The organism is Mesorhizobium sp. M0045 (assembly GCF_040323385.1).
GTDB lineage: Bacteria > Pseudomonadota > Alphaproteobacteria > Rhizobiales > Rhizobiaceae > Mesorhizobium.
In genome coordinates this window covers 215,093-234,563 of record NZ_JAMYUY010000007.1, presented here as the reverse complement: position 1 = coordinate 234,563, position 19,471 = coordinate 215,093, and the positions used below count along the sequence as shown (strand labels likewise).

At 62.7% G+C, this 19,471-nt stretch carries 20 protein-coding genes and 4 pseudogenes; 10 read left to right on the top strand and 14 right to left on the bottom strand.

Annotated elements, in window-relative coordinates; translation table 11 throughout:
* Positions 1 to 13: 13 nt before the first annotated feature.
* Positions 14 to 1,288 carry an epoxide hydrolase family protein gene (locus NKJ72_RS14565; RefSeq protein WP_352477704.1) on the bottom strand — a complete coding sequence of 425 codons (1,275 nt, stop codon included), beginning with the start codon at positions 1,286 to 1,288 and terminating at the stop codon, positions 14 to 16.
* A gap of 141 nt (positions 1,289 to 1,429) precedes the next feature.
* A pseudogene (locus tag NKJ72_RS14560) lies at positions 1,430 to 1,752 on the bottom strand (zinc-binding dehydrogenase); the annotation flags it as partial.
* On the opposite strand from NKJ72_RS14560, the pseudogene NKJ72_RS14555 reads away from it, so the two are divergent.
* Together NKJ72_RS14555 and NKJ72_RS14550 are read left to right on the top strand one after the other, a co-directional pair.
* Positions 1,751 to 1,831 (top strand): annotated as a pseudogene (locus NKJ72_RS14555) (non-heme chloroperoxidase); the annotation flags it as partial. The pseudogenes NKJ72_RS14560 and NKJ72_RS14555 overlap by 2 nt on opposite strands.
* 91 nt (positions 1,832 to 1,922) lie before the next feature.
* Positions 1,923 to 2,204, top strand: a complete 282-nt coding sequence (locus NKJ72_RS14550) for a hypothetical protein (RefSeq protein WP_352477702.1) — start codon at positions 1,923 to 1,925, stop codon at positions 2,202 to 2,204.
* Positions 2,205 to 2,662: 458 nt separating this feature from the next.
* On the opposite strand, the gene NKJ72_RS14545 is transcribed toward NKJ72_RS14550, so the two are convergent.
* The 3 genes and pseudogenes from NKJ72_RS14545 to NKJ72_RS14535 form a co-directional block, all read right to left on the bottom strand.
* The gene (locus NKJ72_RS14545; RefSeq protein WP_352477701.1) at positions 2,663 to 3,112 is read right to left on the bottom strand and encodes a hypothetical protein; all 450 of its coding nucleotides are present in this window, start codon (positions 3,110 to 3,112) and stop codon (positions 2,663 to 2,665) included.
* A 354-nt stretch (positions 3,113 to 3,466) separates the two neighbouring features.
* Positions 3,467 to 3,745 (bottom strand): annotated as a pseudogene (locus tag NKJ72_RS14540) (AtaL-like protein); the annotation flags it as partial.
* A 35-nt stretch (positions 3,746 to 3,780) separates the two neighbouring features.
* Positions 3,781 to 4,644 (bottom strand): SDR family oxidoreductase, encoded by an 864-nt coding sequence (locus tag NKJ72_RS14535; protein ID WP_352477700.1) that lies wholly within the window; start codon positions 4,642 to 4,644, stop codon positions 3,781 to 3,783.
* Between the two features lie 104 nt (positions 4,645 to 4,748).
* Between NKJ72_RS14535 and NKJ72_RS14530 the strand changes: the two genes are divergently transcribed.
* The 4 genes from NKJ72_RS14530 to NKJ72_RS14515 all read left to right on the top strand — a co-directional run bounded on the left by NKJ72_RS14530 (position 4,749) and on the right by NKJ72_RS14515 (position 9,602).
* On the top strand, positions 4,749 to 5,636 hold the full coding sequence (locus NKJ72_RS14530) for a LysR family transcriptional regulator (protein ID WP_352477699.1): 888 nt from the start codon (positions 4,749 to 4,751) through the stop codon (positions 5,634 to 5,636).
* Between the two features lie 275 nt (positions 5,637 to 5,911).
* Entirely contained in the window at positions 5,912 to 6,397 is a 486-nt protein-coding gene (locus NKJ72_RS14525; RefSeq protein ID WP_352477698.1) for a (2Fe-2S)-binding protein, read from the top strand.
* Positions 6,394 to 7,383 (top strand): FAD binding domain-containing protein, encoded by a 990-nt coding sequence (locus tag NKJ72_RS14520; RefSeq protein ID WP_352477696.1) that lies wholly within the window; start codon positions 6,394 to 6,396, stop codon positions 7,381 to 7,383. The genes NKJ72_RS14525 and NKJ72_RS14520 overlap by 4 nt, the downstream gene beginning before the upstream one ends.
* Positions 7,380 to 9,602: a xanthine dehydrogenase family protein molybdopterin-binding subunit gene (locus tag NKJ72_RS14515; protein ID WP_352477695.1), complete on the top strand. Its 2,223-nt coding sequence runs from the start codon at positions 7,380 to 7,382 to the stop codon at positions 9,600 to 9,602. Before NKJ72_RS14520 ends, NKJ72_RS14515 begins: the two co-directional genes overlap by 4 nt.
* Here the strand turns inward: NKJ72_RS14515 and NKJ72_RS14510 are convergent.
* A complete protein-coding gene (locus NKJ72_RS14510) occupies positions 9,580 to 10,779 on the bottom strand; it encodes an amidohydrolase (protein ID WP_352477694.1) in 1,200 nt (399 codons plus the stop codon). The genes NKJ72_RS14515 and NKJ72_RS14510 overlap by 23 nt on opposite strands.
* An 89-nt stretch (positions 10,780 to 10,868) precedes the next feature.
* Here NKJ72_RS14510 and NKJ72_RS14505 point away from each other — a divergent pair, with 89 nt between their 5' ends.
* Together NKJ72_RS14505 and NKJ72_RS14500 are read left to right on the top strand one after the other, a co-directional pair.
* The gene (locus NKJ72_RS14505; protein ID WP_352477693.1) at positions 10,869 to 11,699 is read left to right on the top strand and encodes a helix-turn-helix transcriptional regulator; all 831 of its coding nucleotides are present in this window, start codon (positions 10,869 to 10,871) and stop codon (positions 11,697 to 11,699) included.
* Positions 11,700 to 11,769: 70 nt separating this feature from the next.
* A complete protein-coding gene (locus tag NKJ72_RS14500; protein ID WP_352477692.1) occupies positions 11,770 to 12,201 on the top strand; it encodes a cupin domain-containing protein in 432 nt (143 codons plus the stop codon).
* Positions 12,202 to 12,256: 55 nt separating this feature from the next.
* On the opposite strand, the gene NKJ72_RS14495 is transcribed toward NKJ72_RS14500, so the two are convergent.
* The 3 genes from NKJ72_RS14495 to NKJ72_RS14485 form a co-directional block, all read right to left on the bottom strand.
* Positions 12,257 to 12,703 (bottom strand): nuclear transport factor 2 family protein, encoded by a 447-nt coding sequence (locus NKJ72_RS14495; RefSeq protein ID WP_352454540.1) that lies wholly within the window; start codon positions 12,701 to 12,703, stop codon positions 12,257 to 12,259.
* 147 nt (positions 12,704 to 12,850) lie between these two features.
* The gene (locus tag NKJ72_RS14490) at positions 12,851 to 13,192 is read right to left on the bottom strand and encodes a nuclear transport factor 2 family protein (protein ID WP_352477690.1); all 342 of its coding nucleotides are present in this window, start codon (positions 13,190 to 13,192) and stop codon (positions 12,851 to 12,853) included.
* Between the two features lie 137 nt (positions 13,193 to 13,329).
* Positions 13,330 to 14,238 carry a LysR family transcriptional regulator gene (locus NKJ72_RS14485; protein ID WP_254818258.1) on the bottom strand — a complete coding sequence of 303 codons (909 nt, stop codon included), beginning with the start codon at positions 14,236 to 14,238 and terminating at the stop codon, positions 13,330 to 13,332.
* Positions 14,239 to 14,406: 168 nt separating this feature from the next.
* Here NKJ72_RS14485 and NKJ72_RS14480 point away from each other — a divergent pair, with 168 nt between their 5' ends.
* Positions 14,407 to 15,105, top strand: coding sequence for a type 1 glutamine amidotransferase domain-containing protein (locus NKJ72_RS14480; RefSeq protein ID WP_352477689.1), 699 nt, complete (start codon positions 14,407 to 14,409; stop codon positions 15,103 to 15,105).
* A gap of 237 nt (positions 15,106 to 15,342) precedes the next feature.
* Here NKJ72_RS14480 and NKJ72_RS14475 read toward each other — a convergent pair whose 3' ends face one another.
* From NKJ72_RS14475 to NKJ72_RS14465, 3 genes are read right to left on the bottom strand one after another with little or no spacing between them, the layout of a single operon-like run.
* Positions 15,343 to 15,897 (bottom strand): nuclear transport factor 2 family protein, encoded by a 555-nt coding sequence (locus NKJ72_RS14475; protein WP_352477688.1) that lies wholly within the window; start codon positions 15,895 to 15,897, stop codon positions 15,343 to 15,345.
* Positions 15,894 to 16,877, bottom strand: a complete 984-nt coding sequence (locus tag NKJ72_RS14470; RefSeq protein WP_352477687.1) for an alpha/beta hydrolase — start codon at positions 16,875 to 16,877, stop codon at positions 15,894 to 15,896. The genes NKJ72_RS14475 and NKJ72_RS14470 overlap by 4 nt, the downstream gene beginning before the upstream one ends.
* A 59-nt stretch (positions 16,878 to 16,936) precedes the next feature.
* A complete protein-coding gene (locus NKJ72_RS14465) occupies positions 16,937 to 17,440 on the bottom strand; it encodes a nuclear transport factor 2 family protein (protein ID WP_352477686.1) in 504 nt (167 codons plus the stop codon).
* Between the two features lie 128 nt (positions 17,441 to 17,568).
* Between NKJ72_RS14465 and NKJ72_RS14460 the strand changes: the two genes are divergently transcribed.
* Positions 17,569 to 18,471 (top strand): LysR family transcriptional regulator, encoded by a 903-nt coding sequence (locus tag NKJ72_RS14460; protein WP_352477684.1) that lies wholly within the window; start codon positions 17,569 to 17,571, stop codon positions 18,469 to 18,471.
* Here the strand turns inward: NKJ72_RS14460 and NKJ72_RS14455 are convergent.
* Positions 18,453 to 18,889 (bottom strand): annotated as a pseudogene (locus NKJ72_RS14455) (carboxymuconolactone decarboxylase family protein). The gene NKJ72_RS14460 and the pseudogene NKJ72_RS14455 sit on opposite strands and share 19 nt — an antisense overlap.
* Before the next feature lie 72 nt (positions 18,890 to 18,961).
* Positions 18,962 to 19,405 (bottom strand): SRPBCC family protein, encoded by a 444-nt coding sequence (locus NKJ72_RS14450; RefSeq protein ID WP_352477683.1) that lies wholly within the window; start codon positions 19,403 to 19,405, stop codon positions 18,962 to 18,964.
* Positions 19,406 to 19,471 lie beyond the last annotated feature (66 nt).

Sequence of the window (19,471 nt, the reverse complement as noted above, 5' to 3'; positions counted from 1 at the left end):
GAGAACCATTCAATCAACGCAGCGATCTGAAGGCCGCTCGTATTTCGCGTGTGAAGATTTCCGGCTGTTCCCAAGCGGCGAAGTGGCCGCCGTTCGCCGCCTCGTTGAAGTAGATGAGGTTGTGGTAGCAGCGCTCAGCCCAGCCGCGCGGCGCACAATAGATTTCACCGGGGAACACGGTCACGGCGACGGGAAGCGCCTGAATGTCGACCGCGTTGAAGTTGTTGGAATGGTCTTCCCAGTATATCCGCGCGGCCGATGCACCCGTTGCGGTCAACCAATAGAGCGAGATGTCGTCGAGCATCTCGTCCCTTGTCAGCACACGCTCCGGCTGTCCGCCGCTGTCGGTCCACTGAGCAAACTTTTCGTAGATCCACGCGGCAAGCCCAAGTGGTGAATCGACCAGCGAATAGCCAATGGTCTGGGGCCGTGTGACCATCATCGCCGCATAGCCGGAACTGTCCCGGTAAAATTTGTCGAGCGCGTCGAACGCCTTCCTTTCATCGTCGGGAAGGTCTTTCGGCGCTGGCCCGCCGGCCGCCAGAATAGCCGCGATCTCGCTTGGAACCGTACCCGGCATATTGACGTGAATGCCGATAAGCCCCGGCACGTTCTGCAACGCCATTCGATGCGATATCACCGAGCCGCAATCGCCGCCCTGCGAGACATAGCGATCATAGCCCAGCCGCTGCATCAGAAGCGCCCATGCTCTGCCGATGCGATCGGAACCCCACCCCGTCTTGGTCGGCTTTGCGGAGAAGCCGAAGCCGGGGATCGAGGGCACGACGAGGTGAAAGGCGTCCTCAGCATCGCCGCCGAAGGCTGTCGGATCTGTGAGCGGCCCCAGGACTTTGAGAAACTCCAGAATCGAGCCGGGCCAGCCATGCGTCATGATCATCGGCAAGGCGTCGGCATGTGGCGAACGAATATGGATGAAGTGGATGTCGAGCCCGTCGATCTCGGTGACGAACATCGGCAGCCGGTTGAGGTGAGCCTCGATCGTTCGCCAGTCGTAGTCGGTCGTCCAGTATTCGATGAGGTCGCGAAGCCGTTCAAGCTGGAGGCCCTGCGACTGAGCTGTGACGGTCTCTTTGTCCGGCCAACGCGTCGCCGCCAGGCGCTGACGAAGATCAGCGACGGCTGCTTCCTGAATGTCGACGCGGAAGGGTCTTATAGCTGTGCTTTCAGCCGCGGCGGCCGTGCTTGACGGCAACAGGCCAACGGCGCCGGCAGCCGCAGAGATGGCGAGCAAGTGGCGTCTTGTAAGGGTAGGCGACATCGTGGACATCGATCATTCTCTCGGGACAGGAAGTCTTCTTGCCTTAAGGTAGAGGCGACTGGACCGAGTGGCTGCTATACATAGATATGGATCGCTAGCACTTGTGGGTCGCAGAGCGTCGCCATCCAGCCTCGATCGGCCAATCGCATGTCATGGGACCAGCAGCAGCTTGCCCCTCGTCCCGCGGCTTTCCATGTCGGCATGGGCGGTTGCTGCGTCCGCCATTCCGTATTCGCCACCGATCCGGACACTGAGCCTGCCCTCCATGATCCAGTCGAAAAGCTGCGCCGAATGCGATCGCAGCAGTTCAGGCGTGTGGATGTGGTCGGAACAGACCGCATAACCGATCTAGATGCTTTTCGGTAATTGCATGATGTCGAACGGTCCGGGACCGCCGAGCACGGGCCCGTACCAGCAAAGGTCCCAGAATGGCGGAGCGCGTCGAGCGATCCCTGGAATGTCTTAGGACCCGACGACAACCCCGAGGGAACACCCATGGAGGTCTTCGACGGCTTTCGGACGGCACTGGCCAGCAACCGCGCGCAGTTCTTCCTCGAATGAGCTGCAGCTGTCCCTGCCCCGTGTCATCAGCCATGCGAGCGCGTCGCACCCCATTGGGTTCGCATACCCTCGGGATAGACTCATGATTTTATCTGAATTCCTCTATTTTACACCTGCATACTTGTATTTTACACCTGCATACTTGGTCGGCGCCATGGCGCGGGCTAAGCTGCCCGATCTGGTCGACGTGATCTTCGACACGTCAGGGCAAGCCGATTTCAAAGGCTTCAATGAGGAAGGCCAGGTGGCGCGGCCTGTTCTATTCGGATTCGATGCGCGACATGGTATCCGGACCCTCTTCCTCCCGGCTCCGTATTTGTCGCCCTGGCCATTTCGCTTGTCGTGGGTTTCGTCGTGGCGATAGGTTTAACATGAACGCCAACACGCCCCCAAGCGAGGCTATTCGTGAAGGTCGAAAGCGACTGCCATTCCAAAGGCGGGGGCCGCACTGACTATAAGATAGACCAGCTCATCGTCAGTAACCAGCAGATACGGAGAGTCTCGGCGTATCTCTGCGATGGTTTCCTTTACGGATAAGATTTCACCGCGAGAGGCTTGCAGGATCACTTTCTGCACAAGGTCCTTCGTGGTAGCTGCGGCGGGTGGAGAGTTCGATCGATCGCCCATCCTGGGCGCCCCCTCAAGGCTAGAACCCAAGCGATCATTGATGGTCCTACTTGGGAAAAAATCAACATACGATTTCGTGTGAAGGCGGGGTCGGGAATGTTTGGTGGAATTTCTGAGCGGGGGATTGGATAACTGGCTCGCGCGAAGACCCCCCGTACCCCTTCGGTTTCCACATAGCCCATGGGCATAGCCTTGCTATGTATCCTTGGCAGCGTCCTCGATCAGTTCGGCTATTAAGGTGCGGATCCGTAGGTCGGACCTATCCCCTATGTTTCCCACATCTTTGGTCACCATCCCCGGCGAAGATACGGACACCGCCCCGCTCACCTTAACGTTGACCGTATAGGTTCTTCTAGGCGCCTTCTCCAATTCTCGCTTCCTGTAGATCTGGAAACGAATCGACGGGGTTAAAGCTTTGACCTGCCGGCGTGGCGCGGTGTCTATGTCGACAGTCACCTCGCCTGCCACGTCAGCCTTGGCCGCCTCCAGCGATGCAATCACGACGTCGTTTAGCCAAGCCTTTGCTTGATCGCTGAAGTCCGCCATGGGGGCATCTCGCTTCCCCATCTCCGCGCCGCCGACGTGCTCCTTCTGCTGACGGCGAGCTTTCTTCCCGCGCTCAAGGGCTTCTTTAAACTTTGCCATCCCTGTTGCTCCGATTTGTCATCAGGCCACCCAGATCGGCTATGGCGCCCTCCCATTCACTAGAACGCGCACAGTCGGGGTACGTTGCGTTGGGGAGCCTTTGGGTTCGCCGCTATTCAGCGTTTGGTCAGGCACAACGAACGTTGACGTTAGACAATGCTTCGGCCACCACCTTGTCAGGCACAACGCTTGAGCTGGACAAAGCCGTGAAACAGTACGTCATCTACACCCGCGTTTTGACGGACTGGCTTTGCGTTTCGTCCCTGCTTATGAAGCAGCTCGCTCACCAGCTGGTTGCAATTGCCGTTGGCGCAACTTTCTGATGTGAATGACCCGACCACTAGCTATGAAGGCGATTTCCGCGCCTTCGCGCGGACCGGCCGCCTGGAAGAAGGTGACCTTGCTTTCCGGCTCGATCATGATGATTTCGCGCAGATCAGCACCGGCGATCGTAGCTTGGCGCACGAAGTGAGTCGCGCTCTCCTCCACGACGTCGCAACGGGTGCAGAGGCTTGCGGGCAGGAACAGGCGGGCGTCGCGCGCCTTGAGTTCCAGGCCCTGCCATATCTGCGCACGGGTCAGCTTGGTCTCGCCTCGGGGATTCACCGGAACGGTAGCGGTCGAGTAAATCATGATATCTCTTCTGGACAGAACGTCGGTGATGGGGCTCAGACGGCAATTGCGGCCGCATAGTCGCGATAGGAGCGCAACGGTCGGCCCAGCAGCGCGGTCAGCCGATCGACATCGCCGGCATCGGGGACCATGCCGTCCGTGAGGAAGCGCTCGGCCATCAGGCGCATGTCGAGCGCCATCCAGCTCGGCATGAACTGCCGCAGGTTCTGCTCGAAGCCGGCGGTGTCGTCGCCGGGATACGCGATATGTCGACCGAGGACGTCCGTCCAGATCGCTGCGACGTCCGTGCCAGTCAGCGTGTCGGGGCCGACGAGGTTGATGCGGTTGAGCGGGAGCGGCGCGGCGGCCTGCTCACGGCGGAGGAGTTCGATCGCGGCGATCTCGCCCAGGTCCCGCGCGTCGATCATGGCGATGCCCTTGGCTCCGATCGGCATCGGATAGATGCCGTAGCCGATCACCACGTCCTTGATCGTGATGTCGTTGTCCATGAAGTAGGCGGGCCGCAGGATGGTGGCGTTGAGCTCCATCTGTTCGATCATCCGCTCGACGCCGAACTTGCCGGCAAAATGCGGCACGTTGACGTAGAGGTCGCTGTGGATCACCGACAGATAGACGATCCGCTCGATGCCGGCCTCACGGGCAACGGCCAGCGCTACCAGCGCCTGAGTGTATTCGTCGGCCACCACCGCGTTCAGCAGGAAAAGGGTGGAGACGCCGGAGAACGCCTTGCGCAGGGAATCGACATCGAGCAGGTCGCCCTGCACGACATCTACGCCAGTGGGGAAATTGGCCTTCGAGGGATCGCGAACCAAAGCGCGCACATCGGCGCCACGCTTCACAAGCTGTTCGACTACGTTGCGGCCGACATTGCCGGTCGCGCCGGTAACGAGAATGGTCATGGGATTACTCCTGAGTTGAGCCGGATGGCGTCCCAGAAAATTAGTGATCCACATTTGTGTCGGTAGGCATTATATCTGAACACGCCGTCCCACAGGTGGAACACATGGATCTACTTGCCCTTGCTGATTTCAATCTGGTCGCCCGCCACGGGGGCTTCGGTAAGGCCGCCCGCGCTGCCGGGCGCCCGAAGGCCACCTTGTCCCGACGCGTGGCGGAGCTGGAGGCGAGTCTGGATCTACGGCTGTTTGAGCGTGGCGCGCGCGCGTTAAAGCTGACGGAAGAAGGACGCGCGCTTTTCGAGCGCGCGGGCCGGTTACTTTCCGAGCTCGAAGAGACGACGGCGGCGATCGCCTCAGGCGGCGAAAGGCCGCGCGGCCGGTTGCGGATCAGCGCCCCATTGCTGTTCGCACAGACCGCGATGGGGAAGATCGCCGCCGGCTTCGCCCTGAAATACCCGGAGGTCAGGCTCGAGGTCACGACCGAAGACCGCGTCGTCGACATGATCGAAGAGGGATTTGACCTGGTGATCCGGGTCAATCCGGATCCGGATGAGAGCCTCGTTGGGCGAGCCTTTCTGCGTGATCGGCTGGTGGTCGTGGCAAGTCCTGACCTCGCCCAGCCGGCCGAAGGTCTGGCAACCCCGGCCGTCATGCGTTCGACAGATCGCAGGGCTTGGGACGTGAAGACGCCCACTGGCCGGTTAACAATCGCGATCGAGCCCGTCCTTGCGTTGTCGTCGCTCATCATGGTCCGGGATGCCGTGCGAGCGGGCGTCGGCGCGGGACGCCTTCCGGTGTCGCTAGTGAGCCATGATCTGGCGGACGGAACGCTGGTACTTTTGGGGGATGTCGAGGGACCCGACATCGCCCTGTGGACACTCTATCCCTCTCGGCGACTGCTGAGCGCGCGCGTCTCCGCATTCCTCGACCATCTGAAACGCGCCTTTCCCATGGGGACACCTGACGAGCTGGCCGCCTATATCGGCAAATGACTCCCAGGAAACTGGCTAACCAAGCTGATGCGTTACTCCATAAATCTCTCAGCGTTACTTCACATCCGAATTACGAAATTACGGTGACAGTGCACTTTTTGCGGCGGCATTCAGGGCCTTTCCGCCGCAAATCTCGAATGCGCGTTTTTTAGCCTTCCCTGACCGGCAGCGCCTTTTCCCCGGAATCGACCGCCCTATTTCGCCTCGACAGGTGGGTGGCTGCTTGCTGGACGAGTCCTTGCGGCGAGTACGGCATGTGCTTCGAGGTACCCCACATGAACTTCCACGATCGGCACCTATTGAAGTTGCGGGTGAACGGAGAGGATCACAGCCTTTCCGATCTCGATCCCCGCGTCACGCTGCTCGACCTGCTGCGCGAGCGGCTTCATCTGACCGGAACGAAAAAGGGATGCAATTTCGGCGAGTGCGGCGCCTGCACCGTGCATCTCGACGGGCGGCGTGTGAATGCCTGCATGATACTTACCGTGTCCTGCGAGGGACGCGAGGTTACGACGATCGAAGGGCTGGCAGACGGCGATGCGCTTCATCCCGTGCAGCAGGCGTTCATCGATCATGATGGTTTTCAGTGCGGATTCTGCACGCCCGGCCAGGTGATGTCAGCGGCGGCGCTGATCGAGGAGGGACATACCGGCTCCGATGCCGAGATCCGCGAATGGATGAGCGGGAATCTGTGCCGCTGCTCGGCCTATCCGCAAATCGTCGAGGCGGTGCGCGCAGCGGCCGGGAGGGCGAGCCAATGACCCCATTCGTCTATGCACGCGCCGACAGCCTGGGCGACACGATCGCAGCCGGTGCCGCGCCGGACAGCGCCTTTCTCGCCGGCGGCACCGAATTGCTCAACTGGCTGCGCCTTGGCATTGCGGAGCCGACCCGGATCATCGACATCTCCCGCCTCGACGGGCTGGATCAGGTTGAGGCACTGCCCGGCGGCGGCTTGACGATCGGCGCGCTGATGCATCTCAACGATGTCGCGCTGCATGCGTTGGTCGTGCGCGACTATCCGGTGTTGAGCCAGGCGATCCTCAACGCCGCATCGCCGCAGCTGAGAAACCTGGCAACGATAGGCGGCAATCTTCTGCAGAAGACGCGCTGTGCCTATTTCCGTGCCGAAGAGCAGTTGCCATGCAACAAGCGTCAGCTCGGCTCCGGCTGCTCGGCATTGCATGGCATCAACGACAATCACGCGATATTCGGCTGGACCGAGGATTGCGTCGCCACCCAGCCATCCGACCCGGCCGTGGCGCTGGCAGCACTTGATGCGGTCATCGTCACCGCGCACCGCAGCGGCGGCCGGCGCATTCCGGCAGCGGAATTCCACCTGCTTCCCGACACGCGGCCCGAGGCAGACAATGTGTTGCAGCAAGGCGAACTGATCACGGCAATCGAGCTGCCGGCGCCGGCGCCGCGATCGGCTTACCTCAAGGTGCGCGAGCGCGAATCCTACGAATACGCCATCGTCTCTGCCGCCGCTGTGCTGGAGATGGACGGCCAAACCATCCGTCGGGCCGCCCTGGCGCTGGGGTCCGTAGCGCTGCGGCCGTGGCGGCTGAGCGCCGCCGAGGAGCAGCTCGCCGGTGCCGAAATCGGCGATCGCGAGGCGTTGAGCACCGCTATCGAGCAATCCTTCACCCAAGCGCGTCCCTTGTCGCAGAACGCCTACAAGATCGAACTGGCCAAGACCGCCGCTTTGCGGGCGATCGAAAGAGCAGCGAGGATGTCGTCATGATGATCAGCCAGCCTGTTGCCCGCCCTGACGGCGGCGTCAAGGTCACCGGCCGCGCCCGCTATGCGGCCGACTATTTCGCCCCCGACCTGCTCTATGCGGTACTCGTGACCGCGCCCGTTCCGGCCGGCCGCGTGACGTCGATCATGGTCGACGACGCGCTCGCCGAGAAGGGCGTCGTGCGTGTGCTCACGCATGAGGACATGCCCAAATTCGGCCGGTTCGCATCGCCGAGGGCCGAGCCCGATACGCAGATGCAGCAGGCCGAAGGCCCACCGGCAGCGCAGAGCTTCATGCCCATGCAGGGCGACGAGATACATCACGAGGGTCAGCCGCTTGCCATTGTGCTGGGCGAGACGCTGGAGGCGGCGGAGGCCGGTGCCCGCCACGTCGCATTGCGCTTCGAGTTCGCCGAGCCGGAATTGCCGGCACCGCCGGAGTGGACCGCCATCGACAAGGCTGCGGTCGTGCCGAGGGAGAGCGGCTTCCTGTTCCTGGAGCCGACATTTACCAAGGGCGACGTCGACCGCGGGCTTAGCGACGCAGCCGCCATGGTCGAAGCCGTCTACCTGCAGCCGTCGCGCCACCACAACGCCATGGAGCCCTCGGCGACGCTCGCTGAGTGGAACGACGGAGAGCTGACGCTGCACGACGCCACGCAGCACGTCTATGGTGTCCGCCAGGTGCTTGCCGCCCGTTTGAATGTCCCCGCCGGAAAGGTCCGCGTGATTTCCCGCCATACCGGCGGCGGCTTCGGCGGCAAGGGTTGGATCTGGCCGCATCAGGTGCTGGCCGCCGCCGCGGCGCGCATCATGCAGCGCCCGGTCAGGCTGGCGCTCAGCCGCGCCAATGCCTATTCCTGCCTCGGCTACCAGCCGCGCATGGCACAGAAGATCGTGCTGGCTGCGGACAGGTCGGGCAAGCTGACCGCCGTGCAACAGGACGTGGTCAACCTGACCACCGTGAGCGACGATTTCGTCGAGTTCGCCACCGAAGCCTCGAAGGGTCTCTACGCCACGCCGGCCATGCGTCTCAGCCAGCGCGTCGAGCGCGCGAACGTCGCCATGCCGACGGCGCTGCGCGCGCCGGTCGAGGGTCCCGGCACCTGGGCCCTCGAAAGCGCGATGGACGAGCTCGCACACCGCCTCGGCATCGATCCGCTCGACCTGCGTCTGATCAACCATGCGGACACGGATCCGGCCACCGGCCAGCCCTGGTCATCGAAGAAGCTGCGCGAGGCTTATGAGGAAGGCGCCCGGCTGTTCGGCTGGCGCGAGCGCCCGCGCAAGCCGCAACGCGATGGCGATTGGCTGATCGGCTACGGCATGGCAACCTGCAGCATGGGCTGTTTCCGCCACCCGACGCCTGCAGCCGAGGTCAGGCTGCACAGGGACGGCAGAGTGCTCATCCGCACCGGCACCCAGGACATAGGGACCGGAACACTCACCATCTTTCCGCAGATCGCGGCCGATGTGCTGGGCCTGCCGATGGAGAAGATCGAGTTGGAAATGGGCGATACAGAGCTGCCGGAGGCGGGACCGACCTATGGCTCGTCATCGACCATGGGGGTGGGCGCGGCGGTGCTTGCCGCCGCCGAAGATGCGCGTTCGCAGCTTGCCCGTCTTGCCAATCTGCTGCCGGACGAGGTGGAGATGCAGGACGGCAAGATTCGGCGCAAAGGCGCTGCCGGCGGTCAGACGATCGCCGACGTTATGAGCCATACCGACATCGGCGAGATCATCGGCTCCGGCTCGTTCGATCCGGCGCAGCATGGCAAAGGCCTCGCCATGCGCACTTTCGGCGCGATTTTCATGGAGGTCGGCGTCGATCCGGGGCTCGGCCTGCTCAGGCTTCGTCGCGCCGTCGGCAGCTACAGCGCCGGCCGCATCGTCAATCCCCGCACCGCACGCAGCCAGATGACGGGCGGCATCATCTGGGGCTGGGGCATGGCGGCGATGGAGCAGAGCAGGCACGAACCAGTGCTTGGGCGGTTCCTGTCGAAGAACCTTTCCGGGGTCGCCATTCCGGTCAATGCCGACATTCCCGGCGACATCATAATCCACTTTGTCGACGAGATGGACGAGCATGCCAGCCCGATCGGCGGCAAGGGCATCGGCGAGCTCGGCGCCACGGGCGTTGCCGCTGCGGTGGCCAATGCCGTCTTCGACGCCACAGGCAAGCGGATCCGGGAGTTGCCGATCACGCCGGAAAAACTGCTGTAGAAGGACCGGCCCGCGGAAGCGTCTGCTCGACGAGGTTGACGTAATAGCGCATCACCGTCGGCACGATCTCGTCGTTGAAAACGTAGCGGTCGCCGTGCAGGCCTTCGCCCGGGCCGACCTCGCCGGCACCGATCCACGCATAGCAGCCGCCGGCGTCGCGGATCATGAAAGCGAAATCCTCGCAGCCGAGACTGGGGCTGAACTCGGTCAGGACATTCTCCCGGCCGACGACGGATGCCGCCGCCTCGACGGCGCGGGTCGTCGCGTCCGGCGTGTTGATCAGCGGCGGGTAGCCCTTCCTGTAGTCGAGCCTGGCGTTGAGCGAATGCGCGGCGGCAATGCCTTGTGCGATCTCGCCGATCAGCCTCTCGCAGTGATCGGAAAGTTCGGGCTCGAAGAAGCGGCAGGTGCCTTGCAGCCAGACCTTGCCCGGCACGATGTTGCCGACATTGCCGCCATGGATCTGCGTGAGGCTGACGACAAGCGCGCTTTGCGGGTCGACCGAGCGGCTGACGATGCGCTGGACGGCTTGCACAAAGGCGCCGGCGGCCAGGATCGGGTCGTCGCCGAGCTGCGGCATCGCGGCATGAGCGCCAAGACCCTCGAAGGTCAGTTCGAAATTATCCACGGCCGCCATTTGCGCACCAGCGCGGGCGGCGATCGTTCCCAGCCGGACGCCCGGCCAGTTGTGGACCGCATAGACCGCCTCGACCGGAAAGCGCTTGAACAAGCCGTCCTCGATCATGCGCATGCTGCCGCCCTCGTTTTCCTCGGCCGGCTGAAAGATGAAAGTGACGGTGCCGTCGAAGGTGCGCGATTGACTGAGCAATCTGGCGGCGCCGAGCAGCATGGCGGTGTGGCCGTCATGGCCGCAGGCGTGCATTACTCCTTCTTTCCTGGAGGCATAGGCCAAGCCGGTTTTCTCCAGCACCGGAAGCGCGTCGAGCTCGGCGCGAAGGCCGATGGCGCGTGCGCCGCCACCGCTGCGCAGGACACCGACGACGCCGGTGCCGCCGATCCCTTCATGCACCTCGTCGACGCCGAAGGAGCGCAGCTTCTCTGCAACGAAACGCGCCGTTTCGTATTCATTAAATCCGAGCTCCGGATTGGCATGGATATGGTGCCGCCAGCCTATGACCTCTGGTGTCAGCGCGGCTATGGGGTCATTATGCAGCATGATGCCTCCTTTCACGCCGGCAAGGCGGCGCGGTTTGATCCTGCCAGCCATAGAAGGCCCGACGAAAAGCGTCTTGAACCGGATTGACCATGGCAAAGACAAACGAAGCCGCAGAGACCGGGAAATACTGGCGCCATCCGTGCTTCCCCGACCTGGGCCTGTTCGAGGCGCGCTTCACCCAGCACCGCTACGACCTGCACACGCACCCGACCTATGTGATCGCCCTGATCACCGCCGGCTGCGAGCGCATTCGCATCGGCCGTCAACGCGTTCTCGCTCCGGCGGGCGCCATTGCCGTCGTCAATCCTGAAGAGTGGCATGACGGCGAACGCGGGACGGATGAAGGCTGGGCCTACCGGACATTTTATCCTTCGGTGCCGATGATGACCGCGCTTACCCGCGAACTCGGCCGCGACGGCGCTCCGGTGTTTTCGCGCGCGACGATCGAAGACAGCAGTCTCGCCGCAGCATTGACCGCAGCGCACCACGGCTCGACATCCCCGGACACAATGACGGCCGAGACGTCCCTGCTCGTGGCGCTTAGACAACTGATCGTTCGGCATGGCGACTCGAGCGGACAGGCCGAAGAGATCGAAAGCTCCGGATCGCAGCGAAGATTTTCGCTCTACCGCGATCTTGTCGAAAGCGAGCTTGGCTCGCAACTCGACCTCAAGCGGCTTGCCGGCGCGGCTGGCGTGACCCGGTTCCAGGTCATCCGCGATTTCAACAAGGTAATTGGCCTGACGCCGGCGGCCTATATCCGCGACCGGCGATTGCGCCGGGCGAGCGCGCTGATCGAACAGGGATTTGGCCTCGCCGACGCCGCTATTACGGCGGGTTTCGCCGACCAGAGCCATTTTTCCCGTACATTCCGGGCCATGCATGGCATGACGCCGGGCATGTTCAGAAGAGCGGGATAAGGCGCTCCTGAACAGACAAGCTTGCGCCTCAAAGCTTGCTGCGCAATGCTGACGCAGTTCGGGGGGAATCATGCGCAAAATCTTGGCACCGACGCTGCTGCTCACGGCTGCACTGTTTGCAAACAGCGCCCAGGCGCTGGATGCCAGCGGGACGCCGGTTGTCGTGACCCCGCTTGCCTCTCGCACCGAGACCGCGTCTGGCCAGCCGATCACGCTGCCCCAGAAGAATGTCCAGGTCCTGGTCTCGGCCTATCAGATCGCGCCGGGCGCGACCTTGCCGGTCCACAAGCATCCGTTTCCGCGCTATGCCTATGTCGAGGCCGGCACGCTTCAGGTCACCAACGTCGAGACCGGCAAGAGCAACACCTATCAAACAGGTGATTTCATCATCGAGATGATCGGGCAATGGCATCAGGCGACCAATGTCGGCGCCGATCCGGTCAAGCTGCTGGTCATCGACCAGGTCGAAGAAGGTACCAAGAACACCGTGTTGCGCCAGTAGCTGCCACGTCTGAAAACGGCGTCCGTGGCGAATCCAGCGCAGCGCGTAATAGACGTCAGAACGCGAACCCCTCCGGCAAATTGTGATTCCAATAGCCTTCCTCGACAAGTTCACTTATGCGCCAGCCCTCGGACGTGCGTACGACGCGGTCGCGATACCAGAGCCCTTGGAAGAAGACCTGCCTTTTGCCTTCGCCGAGGTCGACCACCATCGGGCATGAACAATGCACGCGCGCGCTGGCCTCATCCCCTCGGAGGTCCAGAAGGATTGTCGAAATGGCGTGTTGCGAGATCAATATCTTCGAAAGGGCGCCTTTCATGTAAGCAACATGCTCATCCACACCGCTCCTGATTCCACCTGTTACAGTGTCGTCAAGCACGGCATCGGGTGTGAATATTTTGCGATAGGCTTCCCAGTCGCGATCATCCACCGCATAGCAATAGCGGACAAGCAGCTGTTCGATCTCAAGCCTATCGGAAACCTCCTGCAATGAAAGGGTCATGTCCTGTCTCCGCGGTTGGCGGCACGAATTCCGCATGCGCCAAGCCTGCCCCGACATTTCGATCAATATTCACGTTGCCGATGCTCCGAGCAACCTCGCCGCGCGACTGGGCATGCGCAAACCCGAACACTCATTTGGCCTCCGCCTTTACCCGGTCGGCAGCGGCGGCCAGAACGGCGCGATCCCCCTCTTCGTACAAGCGGCGGATGGAGATTGCCTTGACGCGCCAGCCTTCCGGCGTCCGCACCAGCCGGTGGAGATAGCTGCCATCGACCGTCCAGAACCGCCCGTGATCCAGTGGGCTGCGCGGACATGGCTGCGTGCAACCGCGTCATTGCCTGCGCCTTCGACAATGATGTTGGTGATGAGGTGCTGGGTGGCGTCGAAGCCCGGCAGCAGCCCTTGCCACTGCGCGATCAGCGCGTCGCGGCCACTGGTCGCGGCTGCGCCGCCGAAGAGGCTGGTATAGTCGGTCGTGACGGACAGCACTTAGTTGGCGGCATGGTGCGACCCTAGCTGCCGCTTGCTGATAGCTCGGGCAAGTCCGGATCTGGTGCTCAGCATACGCACGATGAATGGCCCGGTTTGGCCTTTGCGGACATCAACGCGAATACAAGAAAGCCGTCTTAGGTCTCCGACGTCATTTCTTTTGCCAATTCGCCGATCATCGAACGCAACCACCTGTGGGCTGGGTCGTGGCGGTAGCGAATGTGCCAAGCCATCTGCACTGGAAAAGTGCCGAGGTCGACGGGCGGCGGTAGTATCTTCAGGCGCGGATCCCTCTCAAGGCTGCGGCAGATCAGTCTCGGCAGCGTTGCGCAGTAATCCGTGACGGCAAGCATCTCTGGCACGGCCAGGAAGTGCGTGACAGAAAGGGCAATCTCTCGCTTGAGGTTTTGTTGCTCCAATGCCTGGAAGAGGCCCGCCCGCAGCCGGCCCGGCGGGAGCACGTTCACGTGCTTGAGCCTTTCATACTGTTCTCGGGAAATATGGTCTCGAACGTCGGGATGATCCTTGCGCACCGCGCAGGCGAGCCCATCGTCCATAAGATGCTGGACGACAAGATTGCCCGGCGGATCGACGATCCGGCCAATCACCATGGCCGTGGTACCGGAAATGACGCCGGTCTCGGCGAGATCGTTGCCAAATGCTGTCATGCGGAGCTTGATACCAGGCGCCAGCTCACGCGTCCTCGCGACGAGGGCCGGCATCAACACAAGCTCCACGTAACTGTTGGGGGCAAGCGTGAACAGCCGTTCGGCCTTTGCTGGCTGAAATTCCTGCTGGTTCAAAATGAGATCGTCCAGTTGCGCCAGCGCTGCTTCGATCGTCGGAGCGATCTCCTCAGCCAATTGCGTCGGCTTTATGCCATACCTTTCCCGGATGAATAGCGGATCCCGGAGGGTGTCGCGCAGGCGGTTCAACGAATTGGACAGCGCCGGCTGGGTGATGCCCAGTCGCGCTGCTGCCCGTGTCACGCTCCGCTCTTCCATCAGGGCGAGGAAAACCGGGAGCAGGTTCAGATCGTATCTCATCGAGATATAATCTGACATGAATATATAAAATAAATGAAATAAATTTCTGAAATACATGGGCAGGTGCCATTATCCGTGCATCGACAGGCCGACGCGGCCGATTGAGCTCCAAATCAACCAACTACGACGCCTCATCGGCGCGGCATCACCTGAGAAAAGGATCCGACAATGAAAGTCCTGATGGTACTCACCTCCCACGACACTCTCGGTAACACCGGCAAGAAGACCGGCTTCTGGCTCGAGGAACTGGCAGCCCCCTACTACGTCTTCAAGGACGCCGGCGCCGAGATCACCCTCGCCTCGCCGAAGGGCGGCCAGCCGCCTCTCGATCCGAAAAGCGACGAGCCTATGTTCCAGACCGACCTTACACGGCGCTTCAGTGCTGACGATGTTGCCAAGGCGCAGCTCGCAGAAACCGTGCGCCTGGACAGTGTCGACCAGAAGGACTTCGACACGGTCTTCTACCCCGGCGGCCACGGCCCGCTGTGGGATTTGGCCGAAGATCCGAATTCGATCAAGCTGATCGGATCCTTCATCGCGGCCGGCAAGCCGATCGCCCTCGTTTGCCACGCACCGGGCGTTCTGCATCGCGTGACCAGTCCCGACGGCACGCCGTTTGTGCAGGGACGCTACGTCACCGGCTTCACCAATAGCGAGGAGAAGACCGTAGGTCTCACGAATGTCGTGCCGTTCTTGGTCGAGGACGAGCTGATCAGCCTCGGCGCGGTTTTCTCCAAGGTCAAGGACTGGGGCGTCCACACAGTCGTCGATGGCCAGCTTATCACGGGTCAGAACCCAGCATCATCTAGCGAGGCAGCTGAGGCGCTGCTAGGCGCTTTGAGCCAGAGGAAGAGCAAGACCGCCTGAGCGGTCTGGAACAACCGTGATCTGCCGACGGCTCGCGTCGGCAGATCAACTTCAGAACCCGCTACAGTCTCAAGCCGATCCGAAACGTCTTGCCGTGAAAGGGTCATGTCTCGTGTCCGCGGTGGCGCCACTAATGCCGCATGCGCCAAGCCTGCCCCGACATCTTCGATCAATATTCACGTTGCCGATGCTCCGAGCAACCTCGCCGCGTGGCTGGGCATGCGCAAACCCGAACACTCATTTGGCCTCCGCCTTTACCCGGTCGGCAGCGGCGGCCAGCACGGCGCGATCCCCCTCTTCGTACAAGCGGCGGATGGAGATTGCCTTGACGCGCCAACCTTCCGGCGCCCGCACCAGCCGGTGGAGATAGCTGCCACCGACCGCCCAGAACCGCCCGCCGATCCAGTGGGTTGCGCGGACATGGCTGCGCGCAACCGCGTCATTGCCCGCGCCTTCGACGGTGATGTTGGTGATGAGGTGCTGGGTGGCGTCAAAACCCGGCAGCAGTGCTTGCCACTGCGCGATCAGCGCGTCACGGCCGCTGGTCGTGACCTCGCCGCCGAAAACGCTGGTATAGTCGGTCGTGACGCGGGCCGCGAAATAGGATTTGACCCGGTTCCAATCACGCAGATCGGCATGCAGCCCGATCCCCGCCACTGCCTCGGCGATGGCCATCCTGTCTTCAACCATCAGCGCAGCTCCCGAGGCGCTCGAAACGGACGCCGAGACGGCGGAAACCATCGCAGCGGAAACCGCCGAGGCCAGGACATGCCGGCGGGTGACGACGCTCATTGTCCCGCCTCCCCTGCACTGCCGAGCGTCGCGCGGAAGTGCGCGGCGGCGGCGTCGCTCGCCGCCTTCACCGGCGCGGCGCGATCGTAGAAATCGAACTGGGTGACGTTGTCGAGCCACAGCTCCTGCCTGGAACTGGTCAGCCGCGCGTAGAATTTGTGCGTACCCTGCGGAATGGCAGCCGCCTCGCTATGCACCATCAGAAAGGGCTGGTGCAGACGCGTGGCAGCCTGGATGGCGTCGAACGTCAGCCAGCCGCGCCAGAAGGCCGGATCGGCCTCGTTGCGCCAGGCCGGGATCATGCCGCGATCGGGTTCGGTGTAATAAGGCACCTTGAACATGATCGCGCGCTTGTCGGACAGGCTCGCAGCCGGCAGGAACGCCTGTTTGCCAGTGCGGCGATACGCGGCCTCGGCCGCATCGCTCGCGGCCTCAAGCCTGGCGACGCCGTGCCTGCCGCCGTAGGCCTGCTCCACCACTTCGGCATCCTGCAACCAGGGCGCAACGAGGGCGACCGATTTGATCGCGGCATTTTCGGCCGCTGCGGTGACCATATAGCCGGAGCTGGCGCAAATGCCGAGGCCGCCGATGCGGTCCTGATCGGTCTCGGGCCGGGTCGCGAGATAGGCGACCGCCGCTTCGATGTCGGCGATCTTGGCCTTAGGATCCTCGTACTGGCGGCGTATGCCGCCGCTTTCGCCCCAACCGCGAAAATCGAAGGTCAGGGCGACGAACCCGCGATCCGCCATCTCGCGGGCGTAGCGGGCCGGCATCTGTTCCTTCACCGTCATCCAGGCGCCGGTCACGACCAGCGCGGGCCGAGGTTTTGCCGCGTCCAGATCCTCAGGCAGATAGAGCTCGCCGACGAGCTGCTCACCGTGCGAGGAGAATGTGACGCGCTCGACCCGCGGTGCGGCGACGGTATTGGAGACGGCGAGCGCTACGGCGGTTGCTGCAGCAAATGTCAGGGCTTTAAACATTGCAAGTCTCCTTTGGCTTGGAGTGAGAAGCGCGGCGCGTAGCGAAAAAGACCGCCGTCTTAGCGCTCGCCAGCAAGTCGGCCGGGCAGTGGCTTCAGCAGGTAATGCGCCCAGTAGAAGGCGTCCGACTGGTACATGTCGGTCAAAAAATTCTGTGCCTCGGTGATCTTGCCGTCCTTGATGCGGAACATCAGGGCGTAGAGCTGGTCGATCTCGGGACCCGAGCCGACATTCGACCAGCCGCGATGGACATCGACGACAAGGTCGCCTTGCGCCTGGAAGAAAATCGGCTCGGCCTTGAATTTGCCGTCGGCCAGGCCGCGGAAGAAGGCGACCACCTCGTCCGGCCCGCGCTTGTCGCCGGCAAGCGGATGATGGCCGGGAATGCGCCACACGATGTCGGGCGCGAGGAAGGGCCGGACGGCCTCGGGATTCCCGGTCGCATAAGCGGCGTAGTAGTCCTTGACGAGTTGGATGTTGCTGTCTTCCAGCGGGCCGGCATTCGCCGGGGCGGCAGACACCGCCAGAAGAGCGGCGGCGGCGAGCGAAGCGAGCCTGGTCATCGGTCCTGTTTCCTTCCCTGTTCGAGCCGTTCCCAACACCGAGGCCCGTTCGTCGGACTCAACATGACGCCTTTTGTTCACCGGAAAAACCAGTAGAATTCGACAGGGCTATTTGGAAAATCCTTACAATGCGCCTCGACCAGTTCAGCGGCATCGTCGCCTTCGTAAAAGTTGCGGAGGCCAAAAGCTTCACCCGCGCCGCCGCCGAGCTCGGCGTCGCTCCGGCCTCGTTGAGCGAGGCGGTCAAGGGGCTCGAGGAGCGTCTGGGGGTGCGGCTGCTCAATCGGACGACTCGCAGCGTTGGCTTGACCGAAGCTGGCGCTCAATACCTCGACCACGTGCGCCCGGCAGCCGAAGATATCCGGGCGGCTGGTGCGGCACTGCGCGAAGCTCGCGACCGTCCCGCCGGCACGCTGCGCCTCAGCCTGCCCTGGATCGCCGCCCCGCTGCTGATCGAGCCACTGATGCGGCCGTTCATGGATGCTTATCCCGAAGTGCGGCTTAGTCTGATTTTCGACGACAGCTTCGTAGACATCGCCGCCGAGGGCTTCGATGCCGGTCTGCGCATCGGCGAGCTTCTCGACAAAGACATGATCGGCGCGCGCCTGGGCGGGCCTCTGCAGATGGTCGTGGTGGGCAGCCCGGACTATTTGGCGCGCAATGGTACGCCGAAGCGGCCGGCCGACCTCGCCGCCCATCGCTGCATCGCATTCGCCCTCACCCGCGCGATTTCGCCCTGGGAGTTCATCGTGGAGGGACGCGAAGTCGCATTTACGCCGGACGCATGTCTGGTCGTGAACACGCTTCCGCTGTGCATTACCGCCGCCGAGCAGGGGCTTGGCCTCGCCTTCGCGGTCGAGGGCCTCGCCGCGCCGCTTCTTGCCTCAGGCGCGCTGGTCAAGGTGCTGGAGCCTTTCTGTCCCGCTTACGAGCCGCTCCACCTCTATTATCCCAGCCGCCGCCTTGTACCGCCGAAGCTGCGGGCCTTCATCGACTTCGTGCGCGCGAACGCTCACAAGCTGCGCATCTGATGTGACCTTTCGAGAACCCGGCTCCGTTCAGCCCCAGGCGCCGACATCTGCCTGGTAGTTGCGTTGAGCCGGGTGAATGCGTTGATCAGGGCAATCTGGATGACCAGGGCGGCAAGGGCCTTTTCGGCACCGGATCCGGCCGGTCAGCCAACCGGGTTGCCGCCTCGGTCAGCGCCAGCGCGGCGCGCTCGGCGTCCGTGAAGTAAGGTGTTTCCCGCCAGGCGGACACGGTGAAGACGCGCTCGTCCTTTTCACCGGCCTTCTTCAATTCGCGCGCATGCATATCGATACAGACGCTGCATCCGTTGATCTGGCTGGCGCGCAAATGGACGAGCTTGCGCGTCACATAGGACAGATCGGCCGTTTCCGTCGACTTGTCCAGCGCGAACAGCGCCTGCAGGGCCCGGGGAATGAGCATCACATCCGGGGTCTCGACATCCTTGGCTCTGTCAGTTCGCCGGCCGCCGCGTTGCGGCGAGCGCAGGGATCTTCAGCTTTGCGAGGCAGTCACCTGCTCAAGCCGCTCGAGAATGCGCGGCCAGCCGCTTCCCATTCCGATGTACCCGCGCTCGTCCTCGGCCCGGAACCCGGAATGCTCCATGCGCACCCGGGTCGCCGTACCTTCGGGCGTCAACGACCATGTCACGACGGTCTTCAGACCGCTGTCGGATTCGGTGCCGTCGCCCCAGCTGTAGGCGAGTAGGCGCGGCGGCTCGATCTTCAGCACCTCGCAGTTCGTCACGCCCGACCAGCCCGGTACCGGCGTCGCGCGAAAGGTGAAGCGATGGCCTTGCACAGGCGCAAAGTCGTTCTTCATCAGCCATTCGGCAACCAGATGCGGCACGGTCAGTGCGCGCCATATCTTTTCAGCCGCGTGCGGTATGAGACGCTCGACGACAATGGATTTGGTTTCGACTGTAGTTGCTCCAGTCATAACTTCGGACCCGTTGTTTGCGGTTTGGCTGGTCTGTTCACCAACACGCTCTCCACGAGAACCAAT

Bases quoted from the DNA above. Each gene is read 5' to 3' on its own strand.
- NKJ72_RS14535 (WP_352477700.1), bottom strand. From the start codon at position 4,644: ATGACCATTCTCGTTACCGGCGCGACCGGCAATGTCGGCCGCAACGTA.
- NKJ72_RS14530 (WP_352477699.1), top strand. From the start codon at position 4,749: ATGGATCTACTTGCCCTTGCTGATTTCAATCTGGTCGCCCGCCACGGG.
- NKJ72_RS14525 (WP_352477698.1), top strand. From the start codon at position 5,912: ATGAACTTCCACGATCGGCACCTATTGAAGTTGCGGGTGAACGGAGAG.
- NKJ72_RS14545 (WP_352477701.1), bottom strand. From the start codon at position 3,112: ATGGCAAAGTTTAAAGAAGCCCTTGAGCGCGGGAAGAAAGCTCGCCGT.
- NKJ72_RS14495 (WP_352454540.1), bottom strand. From the start codon at position 12,703: ATGACCCTTTCATTGCAGGAGGTTTCCGATAGGCTTGAGATCGAACAG.
- NKJ72_RS14460 (WP_352477684.1), top strand. From the start codon at position 17,569: ATGCGCCTCGACCAGTTCAGCGGCATCGTCGCCTTCGTAAAAGTTGCG.
- NKJ72_RS14550 (WP_352477702.1), top strand. From the start codon at position 1,923: ATGATTTTATCTGAATTCCTCTATTTTACACCTGCATACTTGTATTTT.
- NKJ72_RS14470 (WP_352477687.1), bottom strand. From the start codon at position 16,877: ATGTTTAAAGCCCTGACATTTGCTGCAGCAACCGCCGTAGCGCTCGCC.
- NKJ72_RS14485 (WP_254818258.1), bottom strand. From the start codon at position 14,238: ATGAGATACGATCTGAACCTGCTCCCGGTTTTCCTCGCCCTGATGGAA.
- NKJ72_RS14475 (WP_352477688.1), bottom strand. From the start codon at position 15,897: ATGAGCGTCGTCACCCGCCGGCATGTCCTGGCCTCGGCGGTTTCCGCT.
- NKJ72_RS14500 (WP_352477692.1), top strand. From the start codon at position 11,770: ATGCGCAAAATCTTGGCACCGACGCTGCTGCTCACGGCTGCACTGTTT.
- NKJ72_RS14450 (WP_352477683.1), bottom strand. From the start codon at position 19,405: ATGACTGGAGCAACTACAGTCGAAACCAAATCCATTGTCGTCGAGCGT.
- NKJ72_RS14565 (WP_352477704.1), bottom strand. From the start codon at position 1,288: ATGTCCACGATGTCGCCTACCCTTACAAGACGCCACTTGCTCGCCATC.
- NKJ72_RS14515 (WP_352477695.1), top strand. From the start codon at position 7,380: ATGATGATCAGCCAGCCTGTTGCCCGCCCTGACGGCGGCGTCAAGGTC.
- NKJ72_RS14465 (WP_352477686.1), bottom strand. From the start codon at position 17,440: ATGACCAGGCTCGCTTCGCTCGCCGCCGCCGCTCTTCTGGCGGTGTCT.
- NKJ72_RS14510 (WP_352477694.1), bottom strand. From the start codon at position 10,779: ATGCTGCATAATGACCCCATAGCCGCGCTGACACCAGAGGTCATAGGC.
- NKJ72_RS14520 (WP_352477696.1), top strand. From the start codon at position 6,394: ATGACCCCATTCGTCTATGCACGCGCCGACAGCCTGGGCGACACGATC.
- NKJ72_RS14505 (WP_352477693.1), top strand. From the start codon at position 10,869: ATGGCAAAGACAAACGAAGCCGCAGAGACCGGGAAATACTGGCGCCAT.
- NKJ72_RS14480 (WP_352477689.1), top strand. From the start codon at position 14,407: ATGAAAGTCCTGATGGTACTCACCTCCCACGACACTCTCGGTAACACC.